A 26,142-nucleotide genomic window follows, 5' to 3' on the forward strand; every position below is an offset into this window, starting at 1 on the left:
GCGCAGAATGTTCTTCGGCGCCCTCTGCGCTTTCTTCCGCGCCCTCTGCGGGCTCAATTCATCAGAACCTCCCTATGCAATTCCCCGACCTCCCGATAGTAGCCGCCCTGCCCGACCTGCTTGCGGCGCTCAGCCAGCACGAGCGGGTGGTGCTACAAGCCCCGCCCGGCGCCGGCAAAACCACCGTGGTGCCGCTGGCGTTGCTGGAGGCCGCCTGGCGAGACGGAGGCCGGATTCTGATGCTGGAGCCCCGGCAGTTGGCCGCCCGCGCCGCCGCCACCCGCCTGGCCAAGCTCCTGCACGAGCCCGTAGGCGAAACCGTGGGCTACCGCGTGCGGCTGGAAAGCAAGGTTTCCAGCCGCACCCGCATTGAGGTCATCACCGAAGGCATCCTGACGCGCCTCATCCAGGACGACCCGGCCCTGGAAGGCGTGGCGGCCGTCATCTTCGACGAATTCCACGAGCGCAGCCTGCGCGCCGACCTGGGTTTAGCGCTGGCCCTCGATGCCCAGGCCGTGCTGCGGCCCGAGCTGCGCATTCTGGTGATGAGCGCCACACTGGAAGCCGAGCGCATGGGGGCTTGGCTGCAGGCCCCGGTGGTGAGCAGCGCGGGCTTTCTGTTCCCGGTCGAGACGCACTACCTGAGCCCGCGCCAGGCCGCGGCCGGCGGCAGCCGCCCCGCCGAGCGACTGGCCACGCTGGTGCCCACGGCCGTGCGCGAAGCCCTGCGCCAGCACCCCACCGGCGACGTGCTGGTGTTTCTGCCCGGCCTCGCTGACCTGCGCCGCGTGGCCGACAAGCTACAGCCCGCCCTGCCCGACGCCGTGCAGCTGCACCTGCTCCACGGCGAGCTGCCCCTGGCCGAGCAGGACGCGGCCCTGCGCCCGGTGCCGGCCGGGCAGCGCAAAATCGTACTCAGCACGGCTATTTCGGAAACCAGCCTCACCATTGAGGGCGTTACGGTAGTAGTTGACGGCGGCTTTGCGCGGGTGCCGCGCTTCCAAGCCCGCACCGGCTTCAGCACCCTTGAAACCGTGCCCGTCAGCCAGGCTGCCGCCGACCAGCGCCGGGGCCGCGCCGGCCGCCTCGGGCCCGGCACCTGCTACCGCCTCTGGACCGCCGCCGAGCACGACGCCCTGCCCGCCTACCTGCCCCCCGAAATCCTCACCGCCGACCTCAGCGGCTTGGCCCTGGAGCTGGCTCTCTGGGGCGCCGCCCCGCAAAGCCTGCGCTGGCTCGACGCGCCCCCCGCCCCCGCCCTGGCCCTCGCCCACGACCTGCTCCGCCGCCTGGGAGCCGTTGTTGGTGATGGAGTTGTTTCAGGTGATGAGGTGAACAGTGATGAAGTGAATATGAATAGTGATGAAGCTGGTTCATCCCTTTCCACCTTTTCCCCCCATCACCCCATCACCTCATCACCTAAAAACACCTCATCACTTCCACTGAAACCCACGCCGCATGGCCGGGCGCTGGCGCGGCTGGGGCTGGCGCCGCGGCTGGGCCATCTGGTGGTGCGTGGGCACGAACTGGGCCACGGCCCCGCCGCCGCCGCGCTGGCGGCGCTGCTCTCAGAGCGCGACGTGCTACGCGCCGCTGATGCCCATCCTACCCCGCCCGATCTGCGGCTGCGGTTTGAGGCCATTGCCAGCGGGCGGGCGCCGCTGCCGGGCTTGCTGGTGCAGCACAACACCCTGCACCGCGTCCGCGACGCGGCCCGCAACCTGCGCCAGCGCGCCGGAATCCGCGACGCGGCTACCTCAGCGGATGCTGACGCGGCCGGCCTGCTCACGGCCCTGGCCTACCCCGACCGCCTGGCCCAGCGCGAAACCCCGGACCGGGTGCGCCTCGCCACCGGCCAGCGCGTGGCCCTGCCCGCCGAGCATTTCGGCCGCGACGACCAATTTCTGGCCGTGGCCTACCTCGATGGCCCGCCACACCAGCTGCGCGCCGCGCTGGCCGCGCCCGTGAGCCGCCAGGAGCTGGAAGAGCTGTTTTCGGAGCAGATTGAACAAGTGGACGAGGTGCGCTGGGATGCCGCCACCGGCCGCGTGCAGGCCCGACGCCAGCGCCGCTTGGGCGCGCTGCTGCTCTCCGATGCCGCCCTGCCCCAACCCGACACCAACTTAGTAGCGGCCGCCCTGCTGGAGGCCCTGCGCACGGCAGGCGTGGCATGCCTGCCGTGGAGCGGGGCCGCCACGGCGCTGCGGCAGCGGCTGGCGTTTCTGCACACACACTTCCCCGAAACCTGGCCCGACGTGTCGGATGAGGCGCTGGCGGCGGAGCTGGACGAGTGGCTGGACCCACACCTGCCGGGCCTTAGAAGCCTGAACGATGTAAGCCGCCTCGACTGGCCCGAGTTGCTGCTGCAGCGCCTGCCCGGCGGCTGGGCGCAGCGCCAGGAGCTGGACCGCCTCGCCCCTGCCCACCTGGAGGTGCCCAGCGGCTCGCACGTCGCCCTCGACTACACCGACCCCACCACGCCGGTACTGGCCGTGAAGCTGCAGGAGCTGTTTGGCCTCGTCGAAACGCCCGCTGTGGCCGGGGGCCGGGTGCCGCTGCTGCTGCACCTGCTCTCGCCCGGCGGCCGCCCCGCCCAGGTCACCCGCGACCTGCACAGCTTCTGGGAGAAGGGCTACTTCGAGGTGCGCAAAGACCTGAAAGGCCGCTACCCCAAGCATCCCTGGCCCGACAAGCCCATGGAGCACGTGCCCACCAAGCTCACCAAAAAGCGCTTCGAGGCGAATCAGTAGCCGATAAGCCATTCATCTTTCACACAGTTACTTGCAGTTGCAAAAATATAGTTGGTAACATTGGCGTAACAAACATCATAATTTGGCAATATGGGTCTATGACCCCACTTCTACCTGTCCTGTCCTGGAAGCAGATGCTGGCGGTGCTGGCCCTGACCCTGGCAGCAGGTACGGTCGGCTACGCCCAGCGCCCCGTTTCCTCGCCCATTGCCGCCCCTGCCGGCGCCAACACGTGGCTCACGTTCCTCAGCGACGCCCGCCTCAGCCAGCGCTGGGGCCTGCACCTCGACGGGCAGCTGCGCCGCGCCAAAGACGCCTACCAACCGCAGCAGCTGGCCCGCATCGGCTTGAACTACCACGTAGCGCCGGCTTTGCAGCTCACGGCCGGCTACGCCCGCGCCTCGTCCTACTTCTACAACGACTACGCCTCAGCCAGCCCGCTGCCCGAGCATCGCCTCTACCAGCAGGTGCTGCTGCGCGAAGACTCCGGCCGGGTGCATACCCAGCACCGCTACCGTCTGGAGCAGCGCTGGGTGCGCCGCCCCGGCGACGCCCGCGCCACCTACCTCAACCGTATGCGCTACCAGCTGCGCCTGGTTGTGCCGCTCGGCCACAAAGGCAAACTGGAGCCGGGCGCACCCTACCTGGCCGGCGCCGACGAGCTTTTTCTGGGCTTCGGGGCCAGTGCGGGCCGCAATTTCTTCGAGCAGAACCGGGCGTATCTGGCATTCGGCTACCAGTTCACCCGGGCGGTGGCCGTAGAAGCCGGCTACCAGCATCAGATGGTGCAGCCCGCCGCCGGCTACGCCCTGCAGTACCACCACACGTTGCAGCTGGCCCTCAGCTTCCAGCCCGACTTACGGCGCGGCCTGGCGATGGCCTCGGCACTGTAAGGGCGGGCTGTTGCGGCAGCGTTTCAGCGCGCAACGCCGCCCGGCTTCTCACCCCGGAATCTGGTCGTCGAGCAGGTCCTGGGCGGTTTGGCCGGGTGTGGGCGTGTAGTGGCGGTGCAACCAGCGGCTCAGGCCCCCGAGGCCCGGAAACAGCACCCGCTCCGTGATGCCGGCCTGGTCGAGCTTGTCGCGGATTTCCCACTTCAGCCGGGCCGGAATGATGATGCGGAAATACAGCTCCGGATGCTGCTCCAGCCAGCCGTGCAGCGTATCCTGGGCCGTATTGATCAGCGAGAACAGGGCGTACTGGTGCACGATGCGGGCATCCAGCGAAGGCGGCTCCAGAAACAGAAGAAACGGCTCCCGCTGCAGCAGCTCCAGCTCGCGCAGGTTGGTGCAGAGCGGCTCCAGCAGCTCGGGCGTAAACACGTTGGAGCCTTCGTTGCGCAGCGCCTCTCGCAGGCTGGGCGGCAGGAATTCGGCCGTTTTCACATAGTTGATGGCCCAGATGACGCCCGGCTGGTCGTAGGCTTCCAGGTCGTCGGTGGCAAAGTGCAGGGCCACGTAGGGCGAGTAGGTCCAGTCGAGCAGGCGGGTGGGCAGGCCGTGGTGCTGGGCCAGTGCCAGCCAGTTCCACACCGAAGCGCCGGGCAGCGCTGAGTCGCGGGCGTACTTGCGAAAGTTGCGCAGCAGGTGGTTTTCCAGCAGCTGGTACTCACCGCCGAGGCGCTGCAGACTGGTGGTCAGGGGCCAGCTTTGCGTGCGCAGGCCGCGGTACACAAACGGCGAGCGGAACCGCCCGATGCGGCCGTCCCAGGTTTCCTGAAACAGCGCCTGCTGCAAATCAGCCCAGGAAGTTACTTCGACATCGTTGGAGGTGTGGGGCACGGCAGCAGGTTTTGAGGCGGATGATGGCAGGCCCGGGCAAGATAAGCACGGCAGGCCGGGCTCCTAACGAAAAACGCCTGTCATCCTGAGCTTGCAAAGGAGCTTATGCCAACCAAACGACGGCCGCCATAACGACCCGTTCAACTGCAATAAGATCCTTCGCAAGCTCAGGATAACAGGCGTTTTTCTGTCAGATGCCTTACTCGCCGGCCGGGAAGTCGGCCGAGTCGCCGGTTTCGGCTACGGCGGCCAGCTCTTCAATCAGGGCCGTGAACTTCTCGCGGGCGCCTTTCACGGCGGCTTTGCCGAGAGGCAGGTGCAGCGGCGGATTTTCCTGGCGCACGAGGTCGTACATGATCTGGGCGGCGCGGTCGGGGTCGCCGGGCTGGCGGCCGCTGTAGCTCTGGATGCCTTTCAGGTTTTCGCCCACGGTGGCGCGGTAGTCCTCAATCTGGGTGTCGGCGAAGGTAGCCGAGCTACCTGCCCACTCCGTGCGGAAGCCGCTGGGCTCGATGTTGGTGACCTTGATGCCGAGCGGCTTCACCTGCTGAGCCAGGCTCTCACCGATGGCCTCCAAGGCAAACTTGCTGGCATTGTAGACGCCTACACCGGGGAAGGTTTTCAGGCCGCCGATACTGGTGATGTTGAGCACGTGGCCGCTTTTCCGCTCGCGCAGGTGGGGCAGCACGGCCCGCAGCACGTGCAGCGGCCCGAACACGTTCACATCAAACTGCCGGTGCACCTCGGCGGCATCAATCTCCTCGATGCTGCCCAGCGAGCCGTAGCCGGCGTTGTTTACAATAACATCGAGGTGGCCGAAGCGCGCAATGGCGTCCTGCACGCCCTGCTTCACCTGGGCTTCGTCGGTTACTTCCACCACGAAGCCGTGGCCGTTTTCGCCGGCTTTCTTCGTGAAGGCGTCGGCCTGCTCCTGCTTGCGGAACGTGGCCGCTACTTTGTCGCCTTTGGCCAGCAGCAGCTCAGCCAGCGAGGCGCCAAATCCGGTGCTGACGCCGGTGATAAACCAGTTTTTGGTGGTTGACATGGATTTTTTCGAAAGGAATGATGAACGGGCCGGCCCTTCTGCGGGCGGCCCGGGAGGTATAACTCCCGAATGGCGGCGCGGGTTTTTAGGAAGGGCCGCCTGGCCCGGCAGAACCGACGGCGGCGGCCGGGCTTTTGTGGGCGGGGCCTGCGGGCAGGCGCTGCCGGCGGCCCTGCACTTTCGCGGCCTGGGCACAAATACAATCATTACATAATACAGAACCCAACTTTCCGCCGTAGCTTTGTCCGGCAACAAGCACCACCTAACTTCCTTGTTGCCATGGCCGACTACGCTGCCAAAATTGCCTTCGAGGCGCTGACCTACGACGACGTCCTGCTACTGCCCGGTTATTCGGAAGTACTGCCCCGCGACGCCGACCCGAGCGCCCAGCTCACCCGCAACATCCGGCTCAAACTGCCCTTCGTTTCGGCGGCCATGGACACCGTGACCGAAGCCGACATGGCCATTGCCATGGCCCAGGAAGGCGGCATCGGCATCATTCACAAGAACATGAGCATCCGGGCGCAGGCCGAGCTGGTGCGCCGCGTGAAGCGCTCCGAGAGCGGCATGATCCTCGACCCGTTTACGCTGGAGGAAACCGCCACCCTCGCCGACGCCAAAAAGCTGATGCGTACCAATAACATCGGCGGCATTCCGATTGTGGACGGGCAGAACCGCCTCAAGGGCATCCTCACCAACCGCGACCTGCGCTTCGAGAAGGACATGAGCCGCCCCGTAACGGCCGTAATGACGGCCGCGCCCCTCGTGACGGCCAACGCCGGCACCGAGCTGGCCGACGCCGAGGACATTCTGCAGGACTCAAAGGTGGAAAAGCTGCCGGTGGTAGACCCCGAAGGCCGCCTGGTGGGCCTCATCACCTATAAAGACATCCGCAAGCGCCGCCGCACGCCCAACGCCTGCAAAGACGAGCTGGGCCGCCTGCGCGTGGGTGCCGCCGTGGGCGTAACGCCCGACTTGCTGGACCGCGTGGCCGCCCTCGTGGAAGCCGGCGTGGACGTGGTGAGCGTAGACACCGCCCACGGCCACAGCAAAGGCGTGCTCGACGCCGTGCGCAACCTCAAGCAGCAGTATCCCAACCTGGAAGTTATTGCGGGCAACGTGGCCACCGCCGAAGGCGCCCGCGCCCTGGCCGATGCCGGCGCCGACGCCGTGAAGGTGGGCGTGGGCCCCGGCTCGATCTGCACCACCCGAATCATTGCCGGCATTGGCGTGCCGCAGCTCTCGGCGGTAATGGAAGCGGCCCGCGGCCTGGAAGGCACCGGTGTTCCGCTGATTGCCGACGGCGGCATCAAGTTTTCCGGCGACGTGGTGAAGGCCTTGGCGGCCGGCGCTTCTTCCATTATGGTGGGCTCGCTGCTGGCCGGCACCGAAGAGGCCCCCGGCGAAGTGACCCTGTTTGAGGGCCGCAAGTACAAAAGCTACCGCGGCATGGGCTCGGTGGAAGCCATGGAGGAAGGCTCCAAGGACCGCTACTTCCAAGACGCCGAAGACGACGTGAAGAAGCTGGTACCCGAGGGCATCGTGGGCCGCGTGCCGTACAAAGGCTTGGCCGCAGAAGTGCTGTTTCAGCTGGCCGGCGGCCTGCGCGCCGGCATGGGCTACTGTGGCGCCGCCACCGTAGAGGCCCTGCAAACCGCCCGCTTCGTGCGCATCACCGGAGCCGGCCTGCGCGAGTCGCACCCCCACGACGTGCAGATCACGCGGGAGGCGCCCAACTACAGCAGCAAATAAGGCTGGGGGCACTGCCCCTTCTGCAGAAAGCCGGGAAGCCGGGTCGGAGGGAAGCTTAGCCGTAGCCCTCCGGTCGGCCTCCCGGCTTTTCGCATATTGAAGCCGCTGTTTCCCACATAGAAAAGCCGTCTTATCTTAGCGGTCCGTTTTGCCCCCGCGTTTTAAAGATTCTGCGGATCACGGGGGACACTATTCCGCCTCTATGCCCCTTCGCCACCGCTTGCAATCTGCTGTGTACCCGCTGACTATCCTCAGTTGGGTGCTGTTGCTGCTCAGTACCCTCAGCAACACGCAGGGCAAAGCCGCCATCTGGCTGAATGGGCCGTGGCCGGAGTGGGTGACGCTGGTATCGCAGGCCTGTTTTGCGGCTGGTGTGTTTATACACCAGCGCGAGCTACCGGACCCGTTGCGCGGCAACGACTTCGTGGGCCTGTTGCGGCGGCTGGTGCTGGGCCCGGGCCTGCTGGCCACCCTGTGCGTAGGGCTGCACCTGCTGGAGCGCGTCATCCAGTACCAGCTTCCCACCAACGACCGGACACTGTTTGCCCTGATTTACACCATCAACCTGGCGTTGTTTGTGTTCTTCCTGGCCAAAACCAATTACTCCTGGCGCAGCCTAGTGCTGTTCCGGTCCAGCCCCCGCATCCAGCGCGAGTGGGTGTGGTTTGAGGTGCTGCTGGGCGCCACGCTGTTGTTCCGGCTCTTCGATTGGGTGCCGCCGCACCCAGTCGACTACATCATTATTGGTAGCCTGGGGGCTTTTGGTGTGTACCTGAGCGGCAACCAGCAATGGGTGGCCTACCTCAACCGCCGCCAGAAGTTGGAGGCCGTGCTGCTGCAGGTGGCTATGCTGCTCTCGATGGCCGTATTCGTGTCGTACTTCGTACGCATTGCCCAAGACCCCAAGCTGGTGGCCCCGGCGCCGCAGCACGCGTTTCTGCTGCTCACGGTCTTCTTCTCCACCTTCTATGCCTTTATGGGGCTGCTCGTGACGCTGTTCAACCTGCCCACGGCGGGGGTCTTTGAGCAGAAGCGCGAGGAAATCCTGAGTCTGCAGCGCCTCACGCAGCTGATCCAGAAAGGCCAGAGTGAAGAGGAGATTTACCGGATGCTGCTCGACTCGGCGGTGCAGACCGTGGACGCCGACGCCGCCTGGATTATGCTGGAAGGCGACGACGCCAGCCCGCAGGTAGCCCAGAGCTTCCAGATTGCTCCCGGGCAGATGACGCAGGTGTACCAGCTGCTGCAGGAATACAACCTGCACCTGATTGAGTACCTCAACAACGACCTGCCCAACTCCAACGGGTTCCGCAGCCTGGGCATTCCCTACGGCTCGCTGATTGCCATGCCGTTGCGCTCGGCCAAGCGCCGCTACGGCGCCATCTACATGCTCAAGAAAAGCCGCCAGGGCTTCGACCGCGAAAACCTGAGCATCCTGCAGACCTTCGCCAGCCAGACGGTGCTCAGCATCGAGAACCTGCGCCTGATGAGCGTGTCGTTGGAAAACCAGCGCGTGCAGGAAGAGCTGAAAATCGCCTCGCTCGTGCAGGACAGCCTGATTCCGAAAAACCTGCCCATCGACAGCTGGTTTGCCATCAGCTCCTACGCGGCTTCGGCCAAGGAAGTGGGCGGCGACTTTTACGACTTCCTGCATCTGCCGGGCCGCCGCCTGGCCATCCTCATCGGCGACGTGAGCGGCAAAGGCGTGACGGCCGCCTTCCACGTGGCCCAGATGAAGGGCATTTTCCACGCCCTGATGCAGGAAAACCCGCTGGCTCGCAATGAGCGCGACAAGTTTCCGCTGCCCAGCAAGTTTATGGCCCAAGCCAACAACGCTCTGGCGCGCTGCATGGAGAAGTCGGCGTTCATCACGGCTTCGCTCTACATCATCGATTATGAGAACGGCGGCTTCATGTTTGCGCGCGCCGGGCACTGCCACACGCTTTACTACCACTCCATCAAGGAAGAAGTGTCCTACTTCCAGACGGCGGGGCTGGGCTTGGGCATCATCCGCAACGAGTCGTACGAGAAGCACATCAAGAATCAGTTCTACGACTACAATCCTGGCGACGTGATGGTGATTTACACCGACGGCATCGTGGAAGCCCGCAACGCGGCCCAAGACGAGTACGGCGAAGAGCGCCTGCAGCAGATGCTGGAGCAGACCTATTTCCTGGACGCCGACGACATCAAAAAACGGATTCTGGCAGATCTGGGCGAGTTCAGCCACGGCCAGCCCATGCACGACGACCAGACGTTGCTGGTGGTGAAGTTCAAAGCCGCCCAACCTGCCTCCCACAACTGACGTAAGCCCGACTCATGAAAATAACCCAACACTCTTCTGCCACTACCCTTACCCTGAGCCTGGATGGCGAACTGGACGCCAGTTCTTCTGTGTTGCTGGACACGGAGCTGGCCAAGCCTGAAACTCTTCAGTTTCAAAAAGTCCTGATTGACTGCCAAAAGCTGAACTACATCTCTTCGGCCGGGCTGGGTGTATTCATTTCGCACCTGCAGCAGTTTCAGGATGCCGGCGTAAAGCTGGTATTCTTCAACATGCAGGAAAAGGTGCACAACGTATTCGAAATTCTGGGGCTGGATGCGCTGATGACCATCGTCCCCTCAGAAGCCGAAGCCACAGCTATTTAGGCTGCCCCGTATTCCGATAGGTTCGCAGGATGAAAAACGCCCTCCGTATCAGCTGTAGCCGCAACAACCTCAAGGTTGTTCGCGACTTCGTGACGGATTACCTCGCCGCCTATCACCTGGCCGATCTGCAGCTCAACCAGATTGTGCTGGCCGTAGACGAGGTAGTAGCCAACCTGATCATCCATGCCAACGCCGAAGACGAATCGCAGCACCTGGATCTGGCGCTGCGTGTTGAGGGCGAAATGTTCGGCATTGAGATTCTGGACCAGGCCACCCGCTCGTACCGGCCTTCCAGCTACCAGGAGCCCGACCTGCAGGAATTCATCCGGCAGGGCAAAAAGGGCGGCATGGGCATGACGCTGGTCAACCGCATCATGGATCGGGTTGAGTTCACCACCAGCGGCAACTACAACGTGTGCCGGCTCTTCAAACGAATTGCCATCTGAGCGGGCCGCCACCGCCACCGCCGCCCCGCACGCCTTACCGCCTGATTACGAAGCGCCTCCCCTACTGCCAGCAGTACGGGAGGCGTTTGTGTTGGCAGCCACTTTGCCGGCTGCACTGCCGTGGCGGGCGACCTTGGCCGCGAAAGTGCTTTCCCCCGAAAAAAATCCGTAAAATTGCAACAGGCAGATTGCCAGGTTCCGCCTCGTCGGCAGTATTTGCCGCGTATTGCAGTTTCTACTATCTCGTATGCACAAACGCATTTTGTACGCCGGCACTGCTGCCGTCGGGCTACTGGCCGCGTGCCAGGCCACCAAGCCTACCACCGCTTCCAAGCAACCCGTTATTGAAACGCTGGGCACCACGCCGGTTCCGGCCGGAGAGTTTGCCTACGTGTACCGCAAAAACAACGGCACGGCGCCCGAGTACGGCACCCGCCCCAGCGTCACGGAGTATCTGGATCTGTACACCAACTTCAAGCTGAAGGTGCTGGAAGCCGAACAACGCGGCCTCGACACCACCCAGGCCTTCAAGCGCGAGCTGGACGGCTACAAGCAGCAACTGGCCCAGCCCTACCTCACCGAGAAAAGCGTGACCGACCAGCTGGTGCGCGAGGCTTACGAGCGGATGGGCAAGGAAATCAACGCCTCGCACATTCTACTACGCCTCGCCCCTGATGCTGAGCCCAAGGATACGCTGGCTGCTTACCAGAAGATCGTGGCCCTGCGCCAGCGCGTGAGCGGCGGCGAAAACTTCGAGCAGGTAGCCCGCGAAGTGAGCGAAGACCCTTCGGCCCGCGAAAACGGCGGCAAGCTGGGCTACTTTACAGCCATGCAGATGGTGTATCCGTTTGAGTCGGCCGCGTTCAAAACGCCGGTCGGCCAGGTGTCGCAGCCGGTGCGCACCCGCTTCGGCTACCACCTGATCAAGGTCAACGACATCCGGCCGGCGCAGGGCGAAATCAAGGTGGCTCACCTGATGATCCGCTCCACGCCCGGCATGCCCAAAGCCGACTCGGTGACGGCCAAAAAGAAAATCGACGAGCTATACAGCCGCCTCACCCAGCGCAAAGAGCCCTGGGAGAAGCTGGTAGCGCAGTTTTCGGAAGACGCCGGTTCTGCCGCCAACGGTGGCGAACTGCCGCCCTTCGGCACGGGCCGCATGATTCCGAGCTTCGAGGAAGTGGCCTTCAAGATGAGCACGCCCGGCGAGCTGTCGAAGCCGGTGCAGACGCCCTACGGCTGGCACATCATCAAGCTGATTGAAAAGCAGCCGGTGCCCACGTTTGCGGCCATGGAGCCTTCGCTGAAAAGCAAGGTGGCCAAAGACTCCCGCTCGGAGCTCAACAAGGCAGCCTTCCTCAAGCGCGTGCGCCAGGAAAACCAGTTCGTGGAAAACCAGGCCGCCAAAGACTACGTGCTAGGCAAAGCCGACACCGCGCTGGTGAACGGCCGCTTCAAGTACGCGGCCCCCGCTGCGCCTGCCGCCACCGGCAAAGCCAGCAAAAAGGCTGAGGGCGACGCCCAGACGCTATTCAGCATCAAAGGCAAGCCCTACACGGCCGCCGACTTCTTCACCTACGCCCAGCAGAACCAGCGCCCCCGCCCCGGCGCCGAACCCCGCTTCGTGACCCAGCAGCTCTACGACCAGTACGTGGAGCAGAGCCTGACCAACTACGAGCGCGACAACCTGGAAACCAAGTACGAAGACTACCGCATGCTCGTGAAAGAGTACCGCGACGGGATTCTGCTGTTCCAGCTCATGGATGAGAAGGTATGGAGCAAGGCCATCGAGGACACGGTGGGTTTGCAGAAGTTCTTCACTGAAAACCAGAGCAAGTACCAGTGGGACGCCCGCGTGCAGGGCACGGTTATCAGCGCGGCCTCACCAGAGCTGCTGGCCAAAGCCAAGCAGCAGCTCAAAGCCGGCCGCTACGAGCTGACTCGCCTCACGCTGCAGCCCGCCGGCTACTCGCCCGGCACCGATAAGCTCCTGAAAGGCGCCAAGCTCAACCTCGACCGCCTAGTAAGCGCCCTGCAGGCCGACACCAGCCTAAGCGTAACCCTGACCGGCCGCGCCCGCAAAGGCGAAGCTGCCGGCATGGCCCGCCGCCGCGCCGCCGCCGTAGCCACCTACCTCACCGAAAAAGGCGTGGCTGCCGGCCGCATCCGGCAGGTGGCCCAGGCCAAGCCCGCCACCGAAATTTCCACGCTGCAGGTGATGTCCAGCACCAGCACCTCGGCGCTAGAAGAACAGCTGAATGCGCAGAACCCGCTGTCGGTGCAAATCACGCAGAAGGCGTTTGCCAAAGGCGACAACAAAGTGGTAGACGAGCTGATGGGCCGCGGCCCCGGCTCCTACGACGTGCAGAAAGACGGCCGCTTCTACTCCGTCATGATCGACAAAGTGCTGCCCGCCGGGCCCAAAACGCTGGCCGAGGCCCGCGGCCAGGCTACCTCCGACTACCAGAACTACCTGGAAAAAGAGTGGATAGCCCAGCTCAAAGCCAAGAACCCGGTGCAGATCAACCAGGCCGAAGTAGACAAGCTGGTCACGAAATAAGGAAAAAGCCCGGCCCCGGCCGGGCTTTTTTTGTGGCCCGGATTTCCGCCCGGCACCCGGCGGCACCGGGCCGCCAGTGCAGTATAGAAGGGCCTTGGGCTGAAGTCCGGGCTGCGGCCGGGCGCGTGCAACTTCCAGCCTGGTTTGCGGCTCTGTAGCGTGTGGCCTGGCCGGCGGGGGTTGTTTTTGCCGGATAAGGGATTTATGTTGAAATTTACCGGCGGTTTTGTGCGTTCAGCCAACTACCGGGGCCCGGGCTTGCGCGCGGGCCATACCTATTATTGCTTCCATGATTCAGTTCTTTTCCTTGCCCAAGCGGGCTGCCCTGCTGACTGCCGTGTTGCTGGCGGGCACCATCACCTCGGGTTTTGCCCAGCTCGGCATCGGCCGGCCGGCTGGCCGCCAGGTCGTTGACGGCATCATCGCCAAAATCGACAACCAGATTGTGCTGCGCTCCGACCTGGAGGCCATCTACGCCCAGGAAGTAGCCCGGGCCGATGGCAAGCCGCTGCCGCCCGACCTGCAGTGCCGCATCATGCAGAGCTTGGCCCTCAACAAGCTGCTGCTGGCCAAAGCCGAAACCGACTCGGTGGTAGTGGAAGATGCGCAGGTGAAAAGCGAGCTGGACCGCCGCATGAACTACTTCGCCCAGCAGATCGGGTCAGAGAAGAAGCTGGAAGAGTACTACAATAAGCCCATCAAACAGCTCAAGGAAGACCTGCGCCCGCAGGTGCGCGAGCAGCTCACGCAACAGAAGATGCAGGAGCAGATTGCGGGCAAAGTAACCGTGACGCCCCGCGAGGTGCGCCAGTACTTCAGCCGCATTCCCAAAGACAGTCTGCCCTACTACTCCACCGAGGTGGAAGTGGGCCAGATCATCAAGTACGCCAAGGTCAACTCGTCGGCGAAGCAGGCCACGCAGGCCAAGCTCAACGAGTTGCGCGCCCGCATTCTGGCCGGCGAAAGTTTCGAGGAGTTGGCCAAGAAGTACTCCGAAGACCCCGGCTCGGGGGCGCAGGGCGGCTACCTGGGCTTCTTCAAGCGCAAGGAGCTGGTGCCCGAGTACGAGGCCGCCGCGCTGCGCCTGGAGCCGGGCGGGTTGTCGCCGGTAGTGGAGTCGCAGTTCGGCTTTCACCTCATCCAGCTGATTGAGCGCAAGGGCGAGCAGTACAGCACCCGCCACATCCTGCTCAAGCCCGCCACCGGCACCACCGATGCCAACGAGGCGTCGCTGGACCTGGCCAAGCTCCGTCGCCGCATTCTGGCCGACAGCATCACCTTCGCCAAAGCCGCCAAAGACAACTCCGACGACAAAACCAGCGGCGCCAACGGCGGCCTGATTTCCAACCGTGAAGACGGCAGCAGCTACCTGCCCCTCGACAAGCTGGACCCCGCCATCTTCTTCACCATCGACACAATGAAGGTGGGCCACATCACGCCGCCCATGCCCTACCGCACCGACGACGGCAAAGACGCCGTGCGCATCATCTGGCTGAAGTCGAACACGGCCCCGCACCAGGCCAACTTCAAGGACGACTACCAGAAACTGTCGCAGGCGGCCCTGACCGAGAAGAAAAACAAGGCGCTGGATGGCTGGTTCCGCGAAAACCGCGGCAGCGTCTACATCGAAGTAGACCCGCAGTACTCCGGCTGCAACCTGCTCGACGCCACTAATTAGCGCAGAAGTGAGCTGACCGCCCCCCGGATTCCACCGCCGACGCCGTCCGTTTCCGTATACTGGCCTGCGCCGGCTGCCTGCCTGGCGCAGCTATACTTCTCTTCTTCTGTCTCTGTCTGCATGTCTGTTATCAAATTCTCTTCCGATAAGGAAGCCGCCGACGCGCTGGCGCGGGCGTATCAGGTACTGCGCCAGGAAATCGGCAAGGTCATTATCGGGCAGGACGATGTAGTGCAGCTAGTGCTGACGGCCGTGTTTTCGCAGGGCCACTGCCTGCTGGTGGGCGTGCCCGGCCTGGCCAAGACGCTGCTCATCCAAACCATTGCCGACTCGCTGGATTTGTCGTTCAACCGGGTGCAGTTCACGCCCGACCTGATGCCTTCCGACATCGTGGGCTCCGAGACGCTCACCCAGCAGCGCGACTTCCAGTTCGTGCCCGGCCCTATCTTCGCCAACATCGTGCTGGCCGACGAAATTAACCGGACGCCGCCTAAAACGCAGGCGGCGCTGCTGGAAGCCATGCAGGAATATGCCGTGACGGTCGCCGGCAAGCGCTACCCACTGGAGCGGCCGTTCTTCGTGCTGGCCACCCAGAACCCCATCGAGCAGGAAGGCACCTATCCGCTGCCCGAGGCCCAACTGGACCGCTTCATGTTCAATATCGAGCTGGGCTACCCCAGCTACGAGGCCGAGCTGCAAATCGTGAAGAACACCACGTCCGACACCAAGCCCACCGTAAACAAGGTGCTGCACGCCGACGAGATTCAGGCATTCCAGCACCTGGTGCGCCGCGTGCCCGTGGCCGATAACGTGGTGGAGTACGCCGTGGGCCTCGTGCACAAAACCCGCCCCAACACCGCCCGCGGCGCCGCCCGGGCCAGCCAGCTGCTGGAGTGGGGCGCCGGCCCGCGTGCCTCGCAGCACCTGATTGTAGGCGCCAAGTGCAATGCCCTGCTCAACGGCAAATACTCGCCTGACATCGAGGACGTAAAGGCGGTGGCTTTGCCCATTCTGCGTCATCGGCTGGTGCGCAACTTCAAAGCCGAAGCCGAAGGCATTACGGTCGAGCAAATCATCAAAGAGTTGTTGTAATCAACATTTAACCCAAGATGTCAGGCCAAGGCGGGCAAATTTCTCCCGGTTCCTGAACTGACAATTTCTCTACTACCTCCCATGGAAGTCCCCGGCTACTATCAGCAGTTTGAGCGCAACCTCGACATTGTGCTTGATGCCCTGCAGGCAGGCCTGAACCTGCGCACTACGGCCCTCGAAACGTCGTTGCCGCTGGAAATTTACGTGTTGAGCGAGGTGCTGAACCAGGGCGGCGCCCAGTTCCGCCTCAGCACCGAAGGCCTGGCCCGCGTGCAGGAATTCCAGACGCAGTTTGTGGCGCAGAAAGCCGAAACCGACGCCATCATGCGCCGGCTGCTGGAAGACAAGCGCTCCAGCATGCGCACCCCCGAAGGCCGCGTGCTGACCAAGGAAATGCTGATCCGGCGCCTGGAATACTTCAACGAAGCCGCCCGCCAGGTGAACGTGATGCGCAACCAACAGTCCCTGGGCAGCCCTAACCAGCGCAAGTCCGGCATCGGCGCCGAGCTGCAAAAAGGCTAATCACGGATTACTGCGGATTTTTCGGATTAATCGGATTTTGTGGACGATTGACGTTCAATCGAGAGAGGCGCGCCAGCTGGCGCGTCTCTTTTTGTTTTGGAGTAAATGGCTGGATTTGGTGGATGATTGACGTTCAACAAAAAGCGGCGTGCCAAGTGGCACGCCGCTTTTTGTTCTTGGGGATTGTGAAAGCCGCGCCAGTCGGGCGACGTCCACAAAATCCGATTAATCCGGAAAATCCGCTATAATCCGTGATTCATGGTGCCAGCAACTTCCTGACGGATTTCGGCGTGGCCGTCTTTGCCGTGTTTGAGCGGCAGGCTGGGCGAGGGCTGCTGCTTGAGGTGGCTCGGGACTTCCTCGCCGGGCAGGCTCTTGGAGAGCGTTACGCCACCATCCACGAAGTAGGTGGCGCCGGTTACGTAGCTGGCTTCGTCGGAGGCCAGGAACAGGTACACGTTGGCGACTTCCTCGGGCGTGCCGCGGCGGCCCATGGGCACCCCGTTCACGGTGTTCTTTTCCATTTTGCTGTCCATGGGGCCGGTTTCCTTATGGGTCCAGGCCGTATCAATCGGGCCGGGACCGACGCAGTTGACGCGCACACCGTACTTGGCCTGCTCCACGGCCAAGCCCTTGCTGAAGCTCATCACCCAGGCCTTGGTGCCGCCGTAGGGCGTAATCATCGGGGAGCCCATCTGGCCCGCCTCCGAGCCGGCCGACACGATGTTGCCCTGCGTTTTTTGCAGGAACGGCAGCGCGGCCCGCGTCATCATGAACGTGGTGTAGATGTTGTTCTTGATCATGTACTCGAACGCCTCCACCGGGTACTTGTCCAGCTCGGCGGTGGCCGGAAACACACCGGCGTTGTTGACAAGTACATCCAGCTTGCCGAAATCGTCGATGGCCAGCTGCACGCAGTCCTCAGCTTGCTCTTCCACCGACACGTCGCCGAGGTAGCCGACGGCGCGGCCGCCGCTTTGCAGGATTTCGTCTACTACTTTGCGCACCGGGTCGCTGTCGAGGCCGCACACGACCACGGCAGCCCCTTCGGCTGCGAATCTCTTGCTGATAGCTTCCCCGATGCCGGAACCGCCACCCGTTACGATGGCAACTTTGCCTTCCAGTCTTCTTTTCATGATACAGAGTTTTAGAGAGTAGAAACCAGCCAACCAAGGGCCGGCCGGGCCATGCGGCCGCCCCTGCAGCAACGGCTGGCGGGGAGCCACACGGCTCAAAAACAAACGTCGCTTAATGCACAGAGTTATAGCCGGGCTTGGCCTTGGCTGCGCTGCTGGCCGCGTTTTTCAGCCCCGCAGTGCCGTCTGTGCGTAATCAGCAGCAGTCGTTTCCCCCAAATCATGTACGCCGCGCCTGTGCTGCCTGCCGCTCCTTCCACCACGCCCCGCCACACGGCCCGCCTCACACTCCGCCCCTACCAGCCCACCGATGAGGCGGCGTTTTTTGCGGTCCTCGACGAAAACCGCAGCCGGCTGCAGCCGGCCTTTCCGGCCCGCGTGGCCGCCGTGCAGGCCCTGCCCGACGCCGGCCGGGTGCTTCGGCAGTTCCGCCAGGACTGGCAGCAGGGTCGCCTGTACGTGTTCGGCATCTGGCACACCGCCACCGGCGCCTACCTCGGCGACATTAGTCTGCGCCCTTCCTGGAGCGCCCCGGTGAGTGCCGAAATCGGCTATTATCTGGCGGCGGCGGCGGAAGGGCACGGCTACGCCCGCGAGGCGCTGGCCGCCGCCGTGCAGTTCGGTTTCGAGGCGCCGGTGCAGGCCCAGAGCCTCACGCTACGCTGCCGCCCCACCAACCCGCGCAGCATGGCTGTGGCCGAGCACGTGGGCTTCCGGCCAGTAGTGGCGCGCCGCCGCCTGTGGTCGTTGCGCGGCGCCTCCGACATTGTGCACTTCCGCCTGGAGCGGCCGTAGTGGCGCTACTCTCCGCGGATGGTGGTCAGCAGAAAGCTTTGGTTGAAGTTGAAGTACAGCGCGAAGGAAAAGTCGAACTCACTGGTATTGAGATTATACAGCGGCTCCAGGCGGGTGGTCATGATTAGATTGCCGGGCAGGCGGTAGTCTTTCAGGAAGCGCACGACCACCAGCTGCCGATCCTTTTCCAGGTACTGCGGGTCGCTGACGGAGTTGGAGATGGAGCGGTAGAGCGGGCCGCCCAGCGGCGAGATGTAGCCGTTGCCGCGCCAGTAGGCCACCTGCACGTTAGAAAGGCGCGTGTCCACGCCCGCGTTCAGGTACAGGCCGGTGCCGCGCTTGTAAGGCAGTTGATACGTAAAAGAGTAGTCGTGGAAGTAGGTGGCGTAGAGGTCGGCGTGCACGGCCTGGAAAAACCGCGACGCCAGCGGCTTGCGCACCCGCACGCCGCTGGCCAGGTTGAACAGCGTCTGGAGCGGCGTGGCCACGGTATCAATCTGACCGCCGCGGTGCGTGCCCGTGAACTGAAACGGCACCCGCAGCCACCAGCTACTGGAGTCGCCGAGCACGGTCTGCTCCAGAGCCAGCCCGCCGGCCACCTCCTCCTGGAAGTTGCTGAACCGGTACTGCTGGCGCTGCCAGTCCACCCAGGCATCCAGGTTCAGGCGCGGCTTCTGCAGCTTGTACTGCACGCCTTCTTCCAGGCGCCGCGTCATCACCCGCTCGAAGTCAAACATCGGCTCGATGTAGCCGTGGTGCAGGTTGCCTTCGATGTTGCCGAACAGGATGCTGTGCGGGCCGTTCTGGTATTTCACCGTCAGCAGCGGCCGCACCTGCCGCAGGCGGGGCGTGCCGTAGTCCTTCCACAGAAAAATACCGGCCTCCACCCGCAGGTTGGCGCTGGGAAAGTACACCAGCCGCGGCAGCAGCTGCGCCCCAAAGTAGGTGCGGCCGTCTTCAATCTTGTTGAAATACTCGTTGTCTTTATTGAACAGGAAGGCCTGCACATCCAGCCGCAGCTGCCGCGCATACTGCGGGCCCACAGGCAGCGGGTGCAAAAAAGCGCGGTTGTCGAGCTGGGCCCGGGTGGCGCGCGGCAGCAGCAGCCCACCTACCAGCATCAGTATCAGCGTGGTAGAAAGTCGTATATTTGCCAAATATTTTAGCACAGAAAAAGCAGCTCAGATTCAACGAATTTTTTTAGCATTGCGGGCACAAAATATAGACGCGCTGCGTTACCACTAGCCGGCCCGAAAACCACCGGCAACCCCGTTTTCTGAAGCCCCGCTACGGTTTGCGGAGCCCACTGAAAACGCCTACATTCACCAAACCTAAGCATTTCCTAACAACCCTTCCCAATGGCTGCAAGCACCACTGACAAAGCGGACAAAGCTGAAAAAGCAAGCAAAGGCATGACGCTCGGTAACGCCAGTGCCGAGAAAATGAAAGCCCTTCAGCTCACGCTGGACAAGCTCGACAAAGCCTACGGCAAGGGCACCGTCATGAAACTCAGCGACAACAAGGTGATGGACGTCGAAGTCATCAGCACCGGTTCGCTGGGCCTTGATATTGCGCTGGGGGTAGGCGGCCTGCCGAAAGGCCGTGTCGTTGAAATCTACGGCCCGGAATCGTCGGGTAAGACCACGCTCACCATGCACTGCATTGCCGAAGCGCAGAAGCGCGGCGGTGTAGCGGCCTTCATCGACGCCGAACACGCCTTCGACCCGCTCTATGCCAAGAAGCTCGGCATCGACACCGAAAACCTGCTGATTGCGCAGCCCGACAACGGCGAGCAAGCCCTCGAAATCGCCGACCAGCTGATTTCCAGCGGTGCCATCGACATCATTGTAATTGACTCCGTGGCCGCGCTGGTGCCGAAAGGCGAGCTGGAAGGCGACATGGGCGACTCGAAAGTGGGCTTGCACGCCCGCCTCATGAGCCAGGCCCTGCGCAAGCTCACCGGCACCATCAACAAAACCGGCTGCTGCTGCATTTTCATCAACCAGCTGCGCGAAAAAATCGGCGTGATGTTCGGTTCGCCCGAAACCACCACCGGTGGTAACGCCCTTAAGTTCTACGCCTCCGTGCGCCTCGATATCCGCCGCATCGGCCAGATCAAGGAAGACAAGGACAACGTGACCGGCAACCGCACCAAGGTGAAGGTGGTGAAAAACAAGGTGGCGCCGCCCTTCAAGGTGATTGAGTTCGACATCATCTACAACGAGGGCATCAGCAAGGTGGGTGAAATCCTCGACCTGGGCGTGGACATGGGCATTATTGCCAAGTCGGGCTCGTGGTTCAGCTACAACGGCGACCGGCTCGGCCAAGGCCGCGAAGGCGTGAAAACCATCCTGCAGGATAACCCCGAGCTGGCTGACCAGATCGAAGCCAAAATCCGGGCGATGGTGAAAGGCGAACCGGACGCGGCTCTGGCTGCCATCCCGGAGGACCGCTCCACCGACGACGATGACGACGACGCTGACGAAGCGCTGTAAGCAAAGCAGCACCTGCTGCCTGAAAGCCTTCCCGGTGCGCCGGGAAGGCTTTTTCGTGCCCGGCGTCGTATAGTCTGCCAACGGTGCATTCGCAGTATATTTGCTGGCACCGCTTTTGTCTGGGGTTTCGGGAATACTCCCCGCTTTTGTTGCTTTATGAACCGCCGCTGGCTTCTTTCTCCCCTCCTTTTGCTGCCAGCGCTGGCGTTGCAGGCCTTTGGCCCGTCGTCTGATACGCTGCGTAAAATTCCCAACACCAGCTTTCAGTCGGGCGAGGTACTGCAGTACAAGGTGCACTACGGCGTCATCAATGCCGCCGAAGCCACCATCGAAGTAGCCGACGACCTGCACCGCATCAACGAGCGGCCCTGCTACAAAGCCACCGTCACGGGCCGCACCACGGGCTCGTTTGACCTGTTTCTGCGCATCCGCGACACTTGGCGCTCCTACATCGACACGACCAGCATTCTGCCCCAGAAGTTTTTCCGCAACATCGAGGAAAACCACTACCGCAAAAAGGAAACCGTGGACTTCGACCACCTGCGCGACGTGGCCGAGGTGGAAAAGCGCGGCAAAGACAAAGACGATGTGAAGCGCGGCACCTACAAAGTGCCCGACAACGTGCAGGACCTGGTGAGTGCCTTCTACTACCTGCGCACGCTTAACTACGACCAGCGCCGCATGGGCGAGGTTATCCGGGTGCAGGGCTTCTTCGACGAGGAAGTGTTTGCTATGGAGGTGATGTACCGGGGCCGCGAGACCGTGACCACCAAGGCCGGCACCATCCGAGCCATCAAGCTGGTGCCCAAGCTGCCCAGCAACAAGCTGTTTAAGGGCGAAAACGCCGTATCGGTGTACCTTTCCGATGACCGCAACAAGGTGCCGGTGCTCATTCAGGCCGAGCTGGTGCTGGGCGCCGTGAAAGTGGATATGTACAAATACAAAGGCCTCAAGAGCCGGCTCAACCTGGTGGCCCGCAACCAGTAGCGCCCGCAGCGGCTCCCGTAGCAGGGAGCCGTTTTGCGTTTTGGCGCAGATTAACGAAAACGTAACATGCCGAAGGTGCCGCCCGGCGGTACTTTTGCGGCAGCGTAGTCAGTTTCATCTTAAACGCCCCCGCCCCGTGCAAGCACCCACCAACCCCAACGCCTACAAAATCCTTGTTGTCGATGATGACCCCGACATCGTGGAGCTGCTGGAATACAACCTGCGCAAAGAAGGCTATACGGTGGCTTCGGCCCCGGACGGACGCAAGGCGCTGGAAGTGGCTCCCCAGTTCGGGCCCGACATCATTGTGCTCGACGTGATGATGCCCCACCTCGACGGCATTGCCACCTGCCGGCAGCTGCGCGAGCAGCCCAAGTTCAAGGACACCTACATTATCTTCCTGACGGCCCGCTCCGAGGAGTTTTCGGAAGTGGCCGCCTTCGAGGCCGGCGCCGACGACTTCATTGCCAAGCCCATCAAGCCTCGCGCCCTGCTCAGCCGCCTCGGGGCCTTCGTGCGCCGCGACCGGGACCCGCAGAGCACCCAGGATACTATCGAAATCAACGGCCTCAAGATTGACCGCACCGCGTTTTCGGTGTACCAGGAAGGCCGCAAAATCACGCTACCCAAAAAGGAGTTCGAGCTACTAGCGTTTCTGGCTGCCACGCCGCACAAGGTGTTTGGGCGCGAGGAACTACTGCAGAACATCTGGGGCAACGACGTGTTCGTGCTGGCCCGCACCGTGGACGTGCACGTGCGCAAGGTGCGTGAGAAAGTCGGCGACCATCACATCCAGACCATCAAAGGCGTCGGCTACAAGTTCAACACGGATAATTAAATTGTTGATTGTTTAATGGTTAAATGGCTGGTCGTTCTATCATATTTTGGTAGAACGACCAGCCATTTAACCATTAAACACTAACGCCATTAACCTCATGCGTCTCAACATTTCCTCCCGCTCCATTGCTATTATGCTGTCGTTGCTGGTGGCATGCGTGCTCACCACGCTGGCCTGGGTGGGCCCTACCATGGAGCTGCAGCAGGGCGTGCTGGCGGCGGGCATTACGGTGGCGGCGTGCTTTCTGCTGCTGTATCTGATGTTTGAGGCCTTGATTTTCCGCGAAATCAACAACATCTACGCCGGGCTGGAGCACATCAAGCGCAAGGAACTGCGGCGTATGTCCAGCAAGTTCCTGTTCCGGCCGGAGCCGCTCAAGCGCATGCGCGACGAAATCCTGGACATGGCCCAGCGCAAGCAGCAGGAAATCGATGAGCTGAAACGGCTGCAGGCCCTGCGCCGCGAGTTTCTGGCCGACGTGTCGCACGAGCTCAAAACGCCCATCTTCGCGGCCCAAGGCTTCCTGCACACCGTCCTCGACGACGACGATGTGGACGACTTCACCCGCCAGAAGTTTCTGCAGAAAGCTGCCAACAGCCTCGACGCTCTCGATGCGCTGGTGCAGGACCTCGTGACCATCTCGCAGCTGGAAAAGGGCGTGGTGCGCATGCGCCGCCAGGGCTTCGACATCGTGACGCTGGTGCACGAGATATTTGAGCAGCTGGAGCGCAAGGCCGCCCTGCGGCAGGTGCAGCTGGAGCTGTTTCCGCCCGCGCTGCCCGCCGGCAGTTTGCGCGTGCTGGCTGACCGCAACCGAATCCGGCAGGTGCTCATCAACCTCATCGACAACGCCATCAAGTACGGCCGCGAAAACGGCCGCGTGGTGGTGAGCCTCGTGGAAAGCGGCAAGGGCGTGCGCATCAGCGTGCGCGACGACGGCGCCGGCATCCCGAAACAACACCTCAACCGCATTTTCGAGCGGTTCTACCGCATCGACAAGAGCCGCTCCCGCGACTCTGGCGGCTCGGGCCTGGGGCTGGCCATCAGCAAGCACATCGTGGAAGCCCACCGCTCCGCCATCCGGGTGCGCAGCGAAATCGGGCAGGGCACCACCCTGGAGTTCAAGCTGCCCAAGCCCAAAAACCCGGCCCCGCCCTCCCACCACGTGCTGGCCCAGCCCCTGCCCGGCAGCGAGGCCTAGCCGCCGCCTGGCCGGCAGGCTTGCTTTTGCGGAAGGCGTTGCAGCGGGGTTTCGTACCTTTGCGGCCGCCTTATGAAGCTACCCAATTTCCAAGACCTGATTCTGTTCGAAGACGACGACTACGTCGTCATCAACAAGCCCCCGTTCCTGGCCACGCTCGACGAACGGTTTGGCGGCGCGCCCAACATCCTGCGCCTGGCCCGCGAGCAGTACGACGACGTGCAGGCCTGCCACCGCCTCGACAAGGAAACCAGCGGCTCGCTGGCCCTGGCCAAAAATCCGGCAGCCTACCGCCACCTGGCCATGCAGTTCGAGGACCGCAAGGTGAAAAAAGTGTACCACGCCGCCGCCTGGGGCGTGCACGACTACGAGGGCCTGCGCGTAGACCGCAGCATCGAAACCACCACCAAAGGCAAAGCCCGCCTGGCCTACAAAGGCAAGCCCGCCGTGACGCTGGTGCGCACAATGGAGGCCTTTGCCAAGCATACGCTGCTGGAGTGCCAGCCCATTACGGGCCGCATGCACCAGATCCGGCTGCACCTAGCCTACCTGCAGGCCCCCATCATCGGCGACCAGATGTACGGCGGCGAGGATTTCTACCTGTCGTCGCTGAAGAAGAAGTTCAACATGAAGGAGGGCCAGGAAGAGCAGCCCTTCATCAAGCGCTTTGCCTTGCACGCCGCCAACCTCACCTTCGCGAAGCTGGATGGCGAAACCGTGACGGTGGAAGCCCCCTACCCAAAGGATTTCCGGGTGCTGGTCGAGACGCTGCGGCAGTACCAGTAAGCGGCGCCTTGCCGTTGTAAGCGCGGCAGAAACAGACAATCCGGACGAAGCCCTTGTGCTCCGTCCGGATTTTCTGTTTCTGCTAGCTACCCGCAACTGCCGCTATAGCCGCTCAAACACGATAAACCGCACGGAATCAGTGGTGGGCTTGAACCGGTTGCGCGGTATGGCTCCGCGCCAGCGCTGCCGGTACTGCGGGTTGCCCTGCAGCAGCGTGAGCGGCACGCCGTATTCGGTGGGCGCAAACCAGTCGTCCCAGACCACCAGCGTGCCGGCCGGCAGCGGGCGGGTGGTGCGCACTTCGCCCATCCGGCCGGTTTGCCGCGCATCAAACGGGTCGAGGTGCAGGCCGTAGGGCACCACCGGGTGGGCGTAGAGCACCCGCGGCCGGGGATTGGGCAGAGCCTGCGCCAGCTTATCGGCCAACAGCTGGTCGGAGAACCGGGTGAAGTCGCGGTTCCAGCGGAAGCCGGCGCGCAGCCCCAGCAGTACTACCAGCACCGCCACTGCCGCCACGCCCTGCCGCAGCCGGGTCCGGGCCCGCTCGGTGCGTAGCGCCCCGGCCAGCAGGTACACGCCGTTGAGCGCCACCAAAGCCAGCAGCGGCACCACGCCGTTTACCACCCGCATCAGGCCATAAGACGCGAAAATGCCCTTCCACCAGAACACGGAGTGCGCCCCGATGAATACCACCACGCTGCCGTACACCAGCAGCAGCTCAGTGGTAAACAGCCGCGGCTCCCGGCGCCGCAGTGGCTGTGCCCAGGCCCACAGCATCTGGGCGCCCCCCAGCCCCAGCAGCCCAAACTGCACCCAGCCGATAACTTCGGGGAGGTTGCGCACGAAGTGCAGCAACTCGCCGTGGCCGTACTGCGGCGCCACCAGCGGATACGCGTTGCGCGTGAACACCCACCAGAAGTCGCCATACACGAACAAGCCCACCACGCCATACACGACGTAGCCCAGCAGCAGCCCCGGCAGCGCCCGCCACTGCCGCGCCCCCAGCAGGTACACCCCGAACACGCCCAGCAGCAGAAACCCCTCGGAGCGCACGAAGGGCAGCCACGACACCAGCACCGCCGCCCACACCGGCCGCCGGGCTACGGCCAGCGCCACGCTGCCCATCAGCACTACGCTGAACAGCGGCTCGGTCATGCCCGAAAGCTGAATCCGGAAGTAATCGGGCGCGGCGTAGATGAACAGAATCACCAGGGCCGGCCAGGGCAGCCGCAGCCGCCGGGCCACCCCGAAGGCCAGCCACGCGGCCACGGCGGCGCACACGCACTGCAGCAGCATCACGCCGCGCAGGCCAGCCTGGGCGGGCAGTGCGTGCACCAGCACCACCAGCGGCTTCGACCACGACTCCGCGAAGTTGGCCGGGTGGCGGAAGGCGTAGCGGGCGTACAGAAAGTGGTTGAGACTGTCGCTGGTATCGTAGGTGCTTTCGCTGAGAAAGGCGAAAACGACCGAAACACCGAAGAAAAACAGCAGCAGCAGCAGCGCCGGCCGCCGGGCGGCCAAGGCAGGAGAAAGGGTACCGGGCATATCGGGCACGAAGGTAGCCGGGCACCAAACAAGGTGCTAATCAGGCACAAATATTAGCCGGGGCCTTGCAATTAAGGCGAAAGG

Annotated in this window: 21 protein-coding genes; 16 read left to right on the forward strand and 5 right to left on the reverse strand. The window is 63.1% G+C overall.

The genetic code is table 11. The features are described from left to right. Window positions 1-74: 74 nt before the first annotated feature. Together hrpB and O9Z63_RS13555 are read left to right on the forward strand one after the other, a co-directional pair. Entirely contained in the window at window positions 75-2,750 is a 2,676-nt protein-coding gene (gene hrpB, locus O9Z63_RS13550) for an ATP-dependent helicase HrpB (protein WP_270125797.1), read from the forward strand. Window positions 2,751-2,848: 98 nt separating this feature from the next. Continuing rightward, window positions 2,849-3,643: a DUF2490 domain-containing protein gene (locus O9Z63_RS13555; RefSeq protein ID WP_270125799.1), complete on the forward strand. Its 795-nt coding sequence runs from the start codon at window positions 2,849-2,851 to the stop codon at window positions 3,641-3,643. Window positions 3,644-3,691: 48 nt separating this feature from the next. Here O9Z63_RS13555 and O9Z63_RS13560 read toward each other — a convergent pair whose 3' ends face one another. Both O9Z63_RS13560 and O9Z63_RS13565 read right to left on the reverse strand, forming a co-directional pair. Continuing rightward, window positions 3,692-4,531 (reverse strand): FRG domain-containing protein, encoded by an 840-nt coding sequence (locus O9Z63_RS13560; protein WP_270125800.1) that lies wholly within the window; start codon window positions 4,529-4,531, stop codon window positions 3,692-3,694. Window positions 4,532-4,730: 199 nt separating this feature from the next. After that, window positions 4,731-5,576: an oxidoreductase gene (locus O9Z63_RS13565; protein ID WP_269558577.1), complete on the reverse strand. Its 846-nt coding sequence runs from the start codon at window positions 5,574-5,576 to the stop codon at window positions 4,731-4,733. A 279-nt stretch (window positions 5,577-5,855) separates the two neighbouring features. Between O9Z63_RS13565 and guaB the strand changes: the two genes are divergently transcribed. The 8 genes from guaB (at window position 5,856) to O9Z63_RS13605 (ending at window position 16,275) form a co-directional block, all read left to right on the forward strand. Further along, complete coding sequence (guaB, locus tag O9Z63_RS13570; RefSeq protein WP_270125801.1) at window positions 5,856-7,328, forward strand: IMP dehydrogenase; 1,473 nt, start codon at window positions 5,856-5,858, stop codon at window positions 7,326-7,328. A gap of 202 nt (window positions 7,329-7,530) precedes the next feature. Further along, on the forward strand, window positions 7,531-9,633 hold the full coding sequence (locus O9Z63_RS13575) for a PP2C family protein-serine/threonine phosphatase (RefSeq protein ID WP_270125802.1): 2,103 nt from the start codon (window positions 7,531-7,533) through the stop codon (window positions 9,631-9,633). Window positions 9,634-9,647: 14 nt separating this feature from the next. Further along, window positions 9,648-9,977, forward strand: coding sequence for an STAS domain-containing protein (locus tag O9Z63_RS13580; protein ID WP_270125803.1), 330 nt, complete (start codon window positions 9,648-9,650; stop codon window positions 9,975-9,977). Window positions 9,978-10,006: 29 nt separating this feature from the next. Next, window positions 10,007-10,423 (forward strand): ATP-binding protein, encoded by a 417-nt coding sequence (locus O9Z63_RS13585; protein WP_270125805.1) that lies wholly within the window; start codon window positions 10,007-10,009, stop codon window positions 10,421-10,423. Window positions 10,424-10,670: 247 nt separating this feature from the next. Next, complete coding sequence (locus tag O9Z63_RS13590) at window positions 10,671-12,983, forward strand: peptidylprolyl isomerase (RefSeq protein ID WP_270125807.1); 2,313 nt, start codon at window positions 10,671-10,673, stop codon at window positions 12,981-12,983. Between the two features lie 289 nt (window positions 12,984-13,272). Next, window positions 13,273-14,661: a peptidylprolyl isomerase gene (locus O9Z63_RS13595; protein ID WP_270125808.1), complete on the forward strand. Its 1,389-nt coding sequence runs from the start codon at window positions 13,273-13,275 to the stop codon at window positions 14,659-14,661. 120 nt (window positions 14,662-14,781) lie between these two features. After that, on the forward strand, window positions 14,782-15,753 hold the full coding sequence (locus tag O9Z63_RS13600) for an AAA family ATPase (protein WP_408613547.1): 972 nt from the start codon (window positions 14,782-14,784) through the stop codon (window positions 15,751-15,753). Window positions 15,754-15,834: 81 nt separating this feature from the next. After that, window positions 15,835-16,275 (forward strand): hypothetical protein, encoded by a 441-nt coding sequence (locus O9Z63_RS13605; RefSeq protein WP_270125809.1) that lies wholly within the window; start codon window positions 15,835-15,837, stop codon window positions 16,273-16,275. A gap of 242 nt (window positions 16,276-16,517) precedes the next feature. Here O9Z63_RS13605 and O9Z63_RS13610 read toward each other — a convergent pair whose 3' ends face one another. Continuing rightward, window positions 16,518-17,411 (reverse strand): SDR family NAD(P)-dependent oxidoreductase, encoded by an 894-nt coding sequence (locus O9Z63_RS13610; protein WP_270125810.1) that lies wholly within the window; start codon window positions 17,409-17,411, stop codon window positions 16,518-16,520. A 222-nt stretch (window positions 17,412-17,633) separates the two neighbouring features. Between O9Z63_RS13610 and O9Z63_RS13615 the strand changes: the two genes are divergently transcribed. Then, entirely contained in the window at window positions 17,634-18,206 is a 573-nt protein-coding gene (locus O9Z63_RS13615) for a GNAT family N-acetyltransferase (RefSeq protein WP_270125812.1), read from the forward strand. Window positions 18,207-18,211: 5 nt separating this feature from the next. Here O9Z63_RS13615 and O9Z63_RS13620 read toward each other — a convergent pair whose 3' ends face one another. Further along, window positions 18,212-19,363: a hypothetical protein gene (locus O9Z63_RS13620; RefSeq protein ID WP_270125814.1), complete on the reverse strand. Its 1,152-nt coding sequence runs from the start codon at window positions 19,361-19,363 to the stop codon at window positions 18,212-18,214. Between the two features lie 255 nt (window positions 19,364-19,618). On the opposite strand from O9Z63_RS13620, the gene recA reads away from it, so the two are divergent. The 5 genes from recA (at window position 19,619) to O9Z63_RS13645 (ending at window position 24,513) form a co-directional block, all read left to right on the forward strand. Next, a complete protein-coding gene (gene recA / locus O9Z63_RS13625) occupies window positions 19,619-20,701 on the forward strand; it encodes a recombinase RecA (protein WP_270125816.1) in 1,083 nt (360 codons plus the stop codon). 189 nt (window positions 20,702-20,890) lie between these two features. After that, window positions 20,891-21,688 (forward strand): DUF3108 domain-containing protein, encoded by a 798-nt coding sequence (locus tag O9Z63_RS13630; RefSeq protein WP_270125817.1) that lies wholly within the window; start codon window positions 20,891-20,893, stop codon window positions 21,686-21,688. A gap of 136 nt (window positions 21,689-21,824) precedes the next feature. Beyond that, window positions 21,825-22,526 carry a response regulator transcription factor gene (locus tag O9Z63_RS13635; protein WP_044016169.1) on the forward strand — a complete coding sequence of 234 codons (702 nt, stop codon included), beginning with the start codon at window positions 21,825-21,827 and terminating at the stop codon, window positions 22,524-22,526. 97 nt (window positions 22,527-22,623) lie between these two features. After that, entirely contained in the window at window positions 22,624-23,727 is a 1,104-nt protein-coding gene (locus tag O9Z63_RS13640) for a sensor histidine kinase (protein ID WP_270125820.1), read from the forward strand. A 72-nt stretch (window positions 23,728-23,799) separates the two neighbouring features. Then, entirely contained in the window at window positions 23,800-24,513 is a 714-nt protein-coding gene (locus tag O9Z63_RS13645) for an RluA family pseudouridine synthase (protein WP_270125822.1), read from the forward strand. Between the two features lie 102 nt (window positions 24,514-24,615). Here O9Z63_RS13645 and O9Z63_RS13650 read toward each other — a convergent pair whose 3' ends face one another. After that, window positions 24,616-26,058: a hypothetical protein gene (locus O9Z63_RS13650; RefSeq protein ID WP_270125823.1), complete on the reverse strand. Its 1,443-nt coding sequence runs from the start codon at window positions 26,056-26,058 to the stop codon at window positions 24,616-24,618. Window positions 26,059-26,142 lie beyond the last annotated feature (84 nt).

This window comes from Hymenobacter yonginensis, from assembly GCF_027625995.1.
GTDB lineage: Bacteria > Bacteroidota > Bacteroidia > Cytophagales > Hymenobacteraceae > Hymenobacter > Hymenobacter yonginensis.

What these genes read in the sequence shown, in the direction of transcription:
- hrpB (WP_270125797.1), top strand. Translation starts at nt 75, where the DNA reads ATGCAATTCCCCGACCTCCCGATAGTAGCCGCCCTGCCCGACCTGCTT.
- O9Z63_RS13555 (WP_270125799.1), top strand. Translation starts at nt 2,849, where the DNA reads ATGACCCCACTTCTACCTGTCCTGTCCTGGAAGCAGATGCTGGCGGTG.
- O9Z63_RS13565 (WP_269558577.1), bottom strand. Translation starts at nt 5,576, where the DNA reads ATGTCAACCACCAAAAACTGGTTTATCACCGGCGTCAGCACCGGATTT.
- guaB (WP_270125801.1), top strand. Translation starts at nt 5,856, where the DNA reads ATGGCCGACTACGCTGCCAAAATTGCCTTCGAGGCGCTGACCTACGAC.
- O9Z63_RS13575 (WP_270125802.1), top strand. Translation starts at nt 7,531, where the DNA reads ATGCCCCTTCGCCACCGCTTGCAATCTGCTGTGTACCCGCTGACTATC.
- O9Z63_RS13580 (WP_270125803.1), top strand. Translation starts at nt 9,648, where the DNA reads ATGAAAATAACCCAACACTCTTCTGCCACTACCCTTACCCTGAGCCTG.
- O9Z63_RS13585 (WP_270125805.1), top strand. Translation starts at nt 10,007, where the DNA reads ATGAAAAACGCCCTCCGTATCAGCTGTAGCCGCAACAACCTCAAGGTT.
- O9Z63_RS13590 (WP_270125807.1), top strand. Translation starts at nt 10,671, where the DNA reads ATGCACAAACGCATTTTGTACGCCGGCACTGCTGCCGTCGGGCTACTG.
- O9Z63_RS13595 (WP_270125808.1), top strand. Translation starts at nt 13,273, where the DNA reads ATGATTCAGTTCTTTTCCTTGCCCAAGCGGGCTGCCCTGCTGACTGCC.
- O9Z63_RS13600 (WP_408613547.1), top strand. Translation starts at nt 14,782, where the DNA reads ATGTCTGTTATCAAATTCTCTTCCGATAAGGAAGCCGCCGACGCGCTG.
- O9Z63_RS13605 (WP_270125809.1), top strand. Translation starts at nt 15,835, where the DNA reads ATGGAAGTCCCCGGCTACTATCAGCAGTTTGAGCGCAACCTCGACATT.
- O9Z63_RS13610 (WP_270125810.1), bottom strand. Translation starts at nt 17,411, where the DNA reads ATGAAAAGAAGACTGGAAGGCAAAGTTGCCATCGTAACGGGTGGCGGT.
- O9Z63_RS13615 (WP_270125812.1), top strand. Translation starts at nt 17,634, where the DNA reads ATGTACGCCGCGCCTGTGCTGCCTGCCGCTCCTTCCACCACGCCCCGC.
- recA (WP_270125816.1), top strand. Translation starts at nt 19,619, where the DNA reads ATGACGCTCGGTAACGCCAGTGCCGAGAAAATGAAAGCCCTTCAGCTC.
- O9Z63_RS13640 (WP_270125820.1), top strand. Translation starts at nt 22,624, where the DNA reads ATGCGTCTCAACATTTCCTCCCGCTCCATTGCTATTATGCTGTCGTTG.
- O9Z63_RS13645 (WP_270125822.1), top strand. Translation starts at nt 23,800, where the DNA reads ATGAAGCTACCCAATTTCCAAGACCTGATTCTGTTCGAAGACGACGAC.
- O9Z63_RS13650 (WP_270125823.1), bottom strand. Translation starts at nt 26,058, where the DNA reads ATGCCCGGTACCCTTTCTCCTGCCTTGGCCGCCCGGCGGCCGGCGCTG.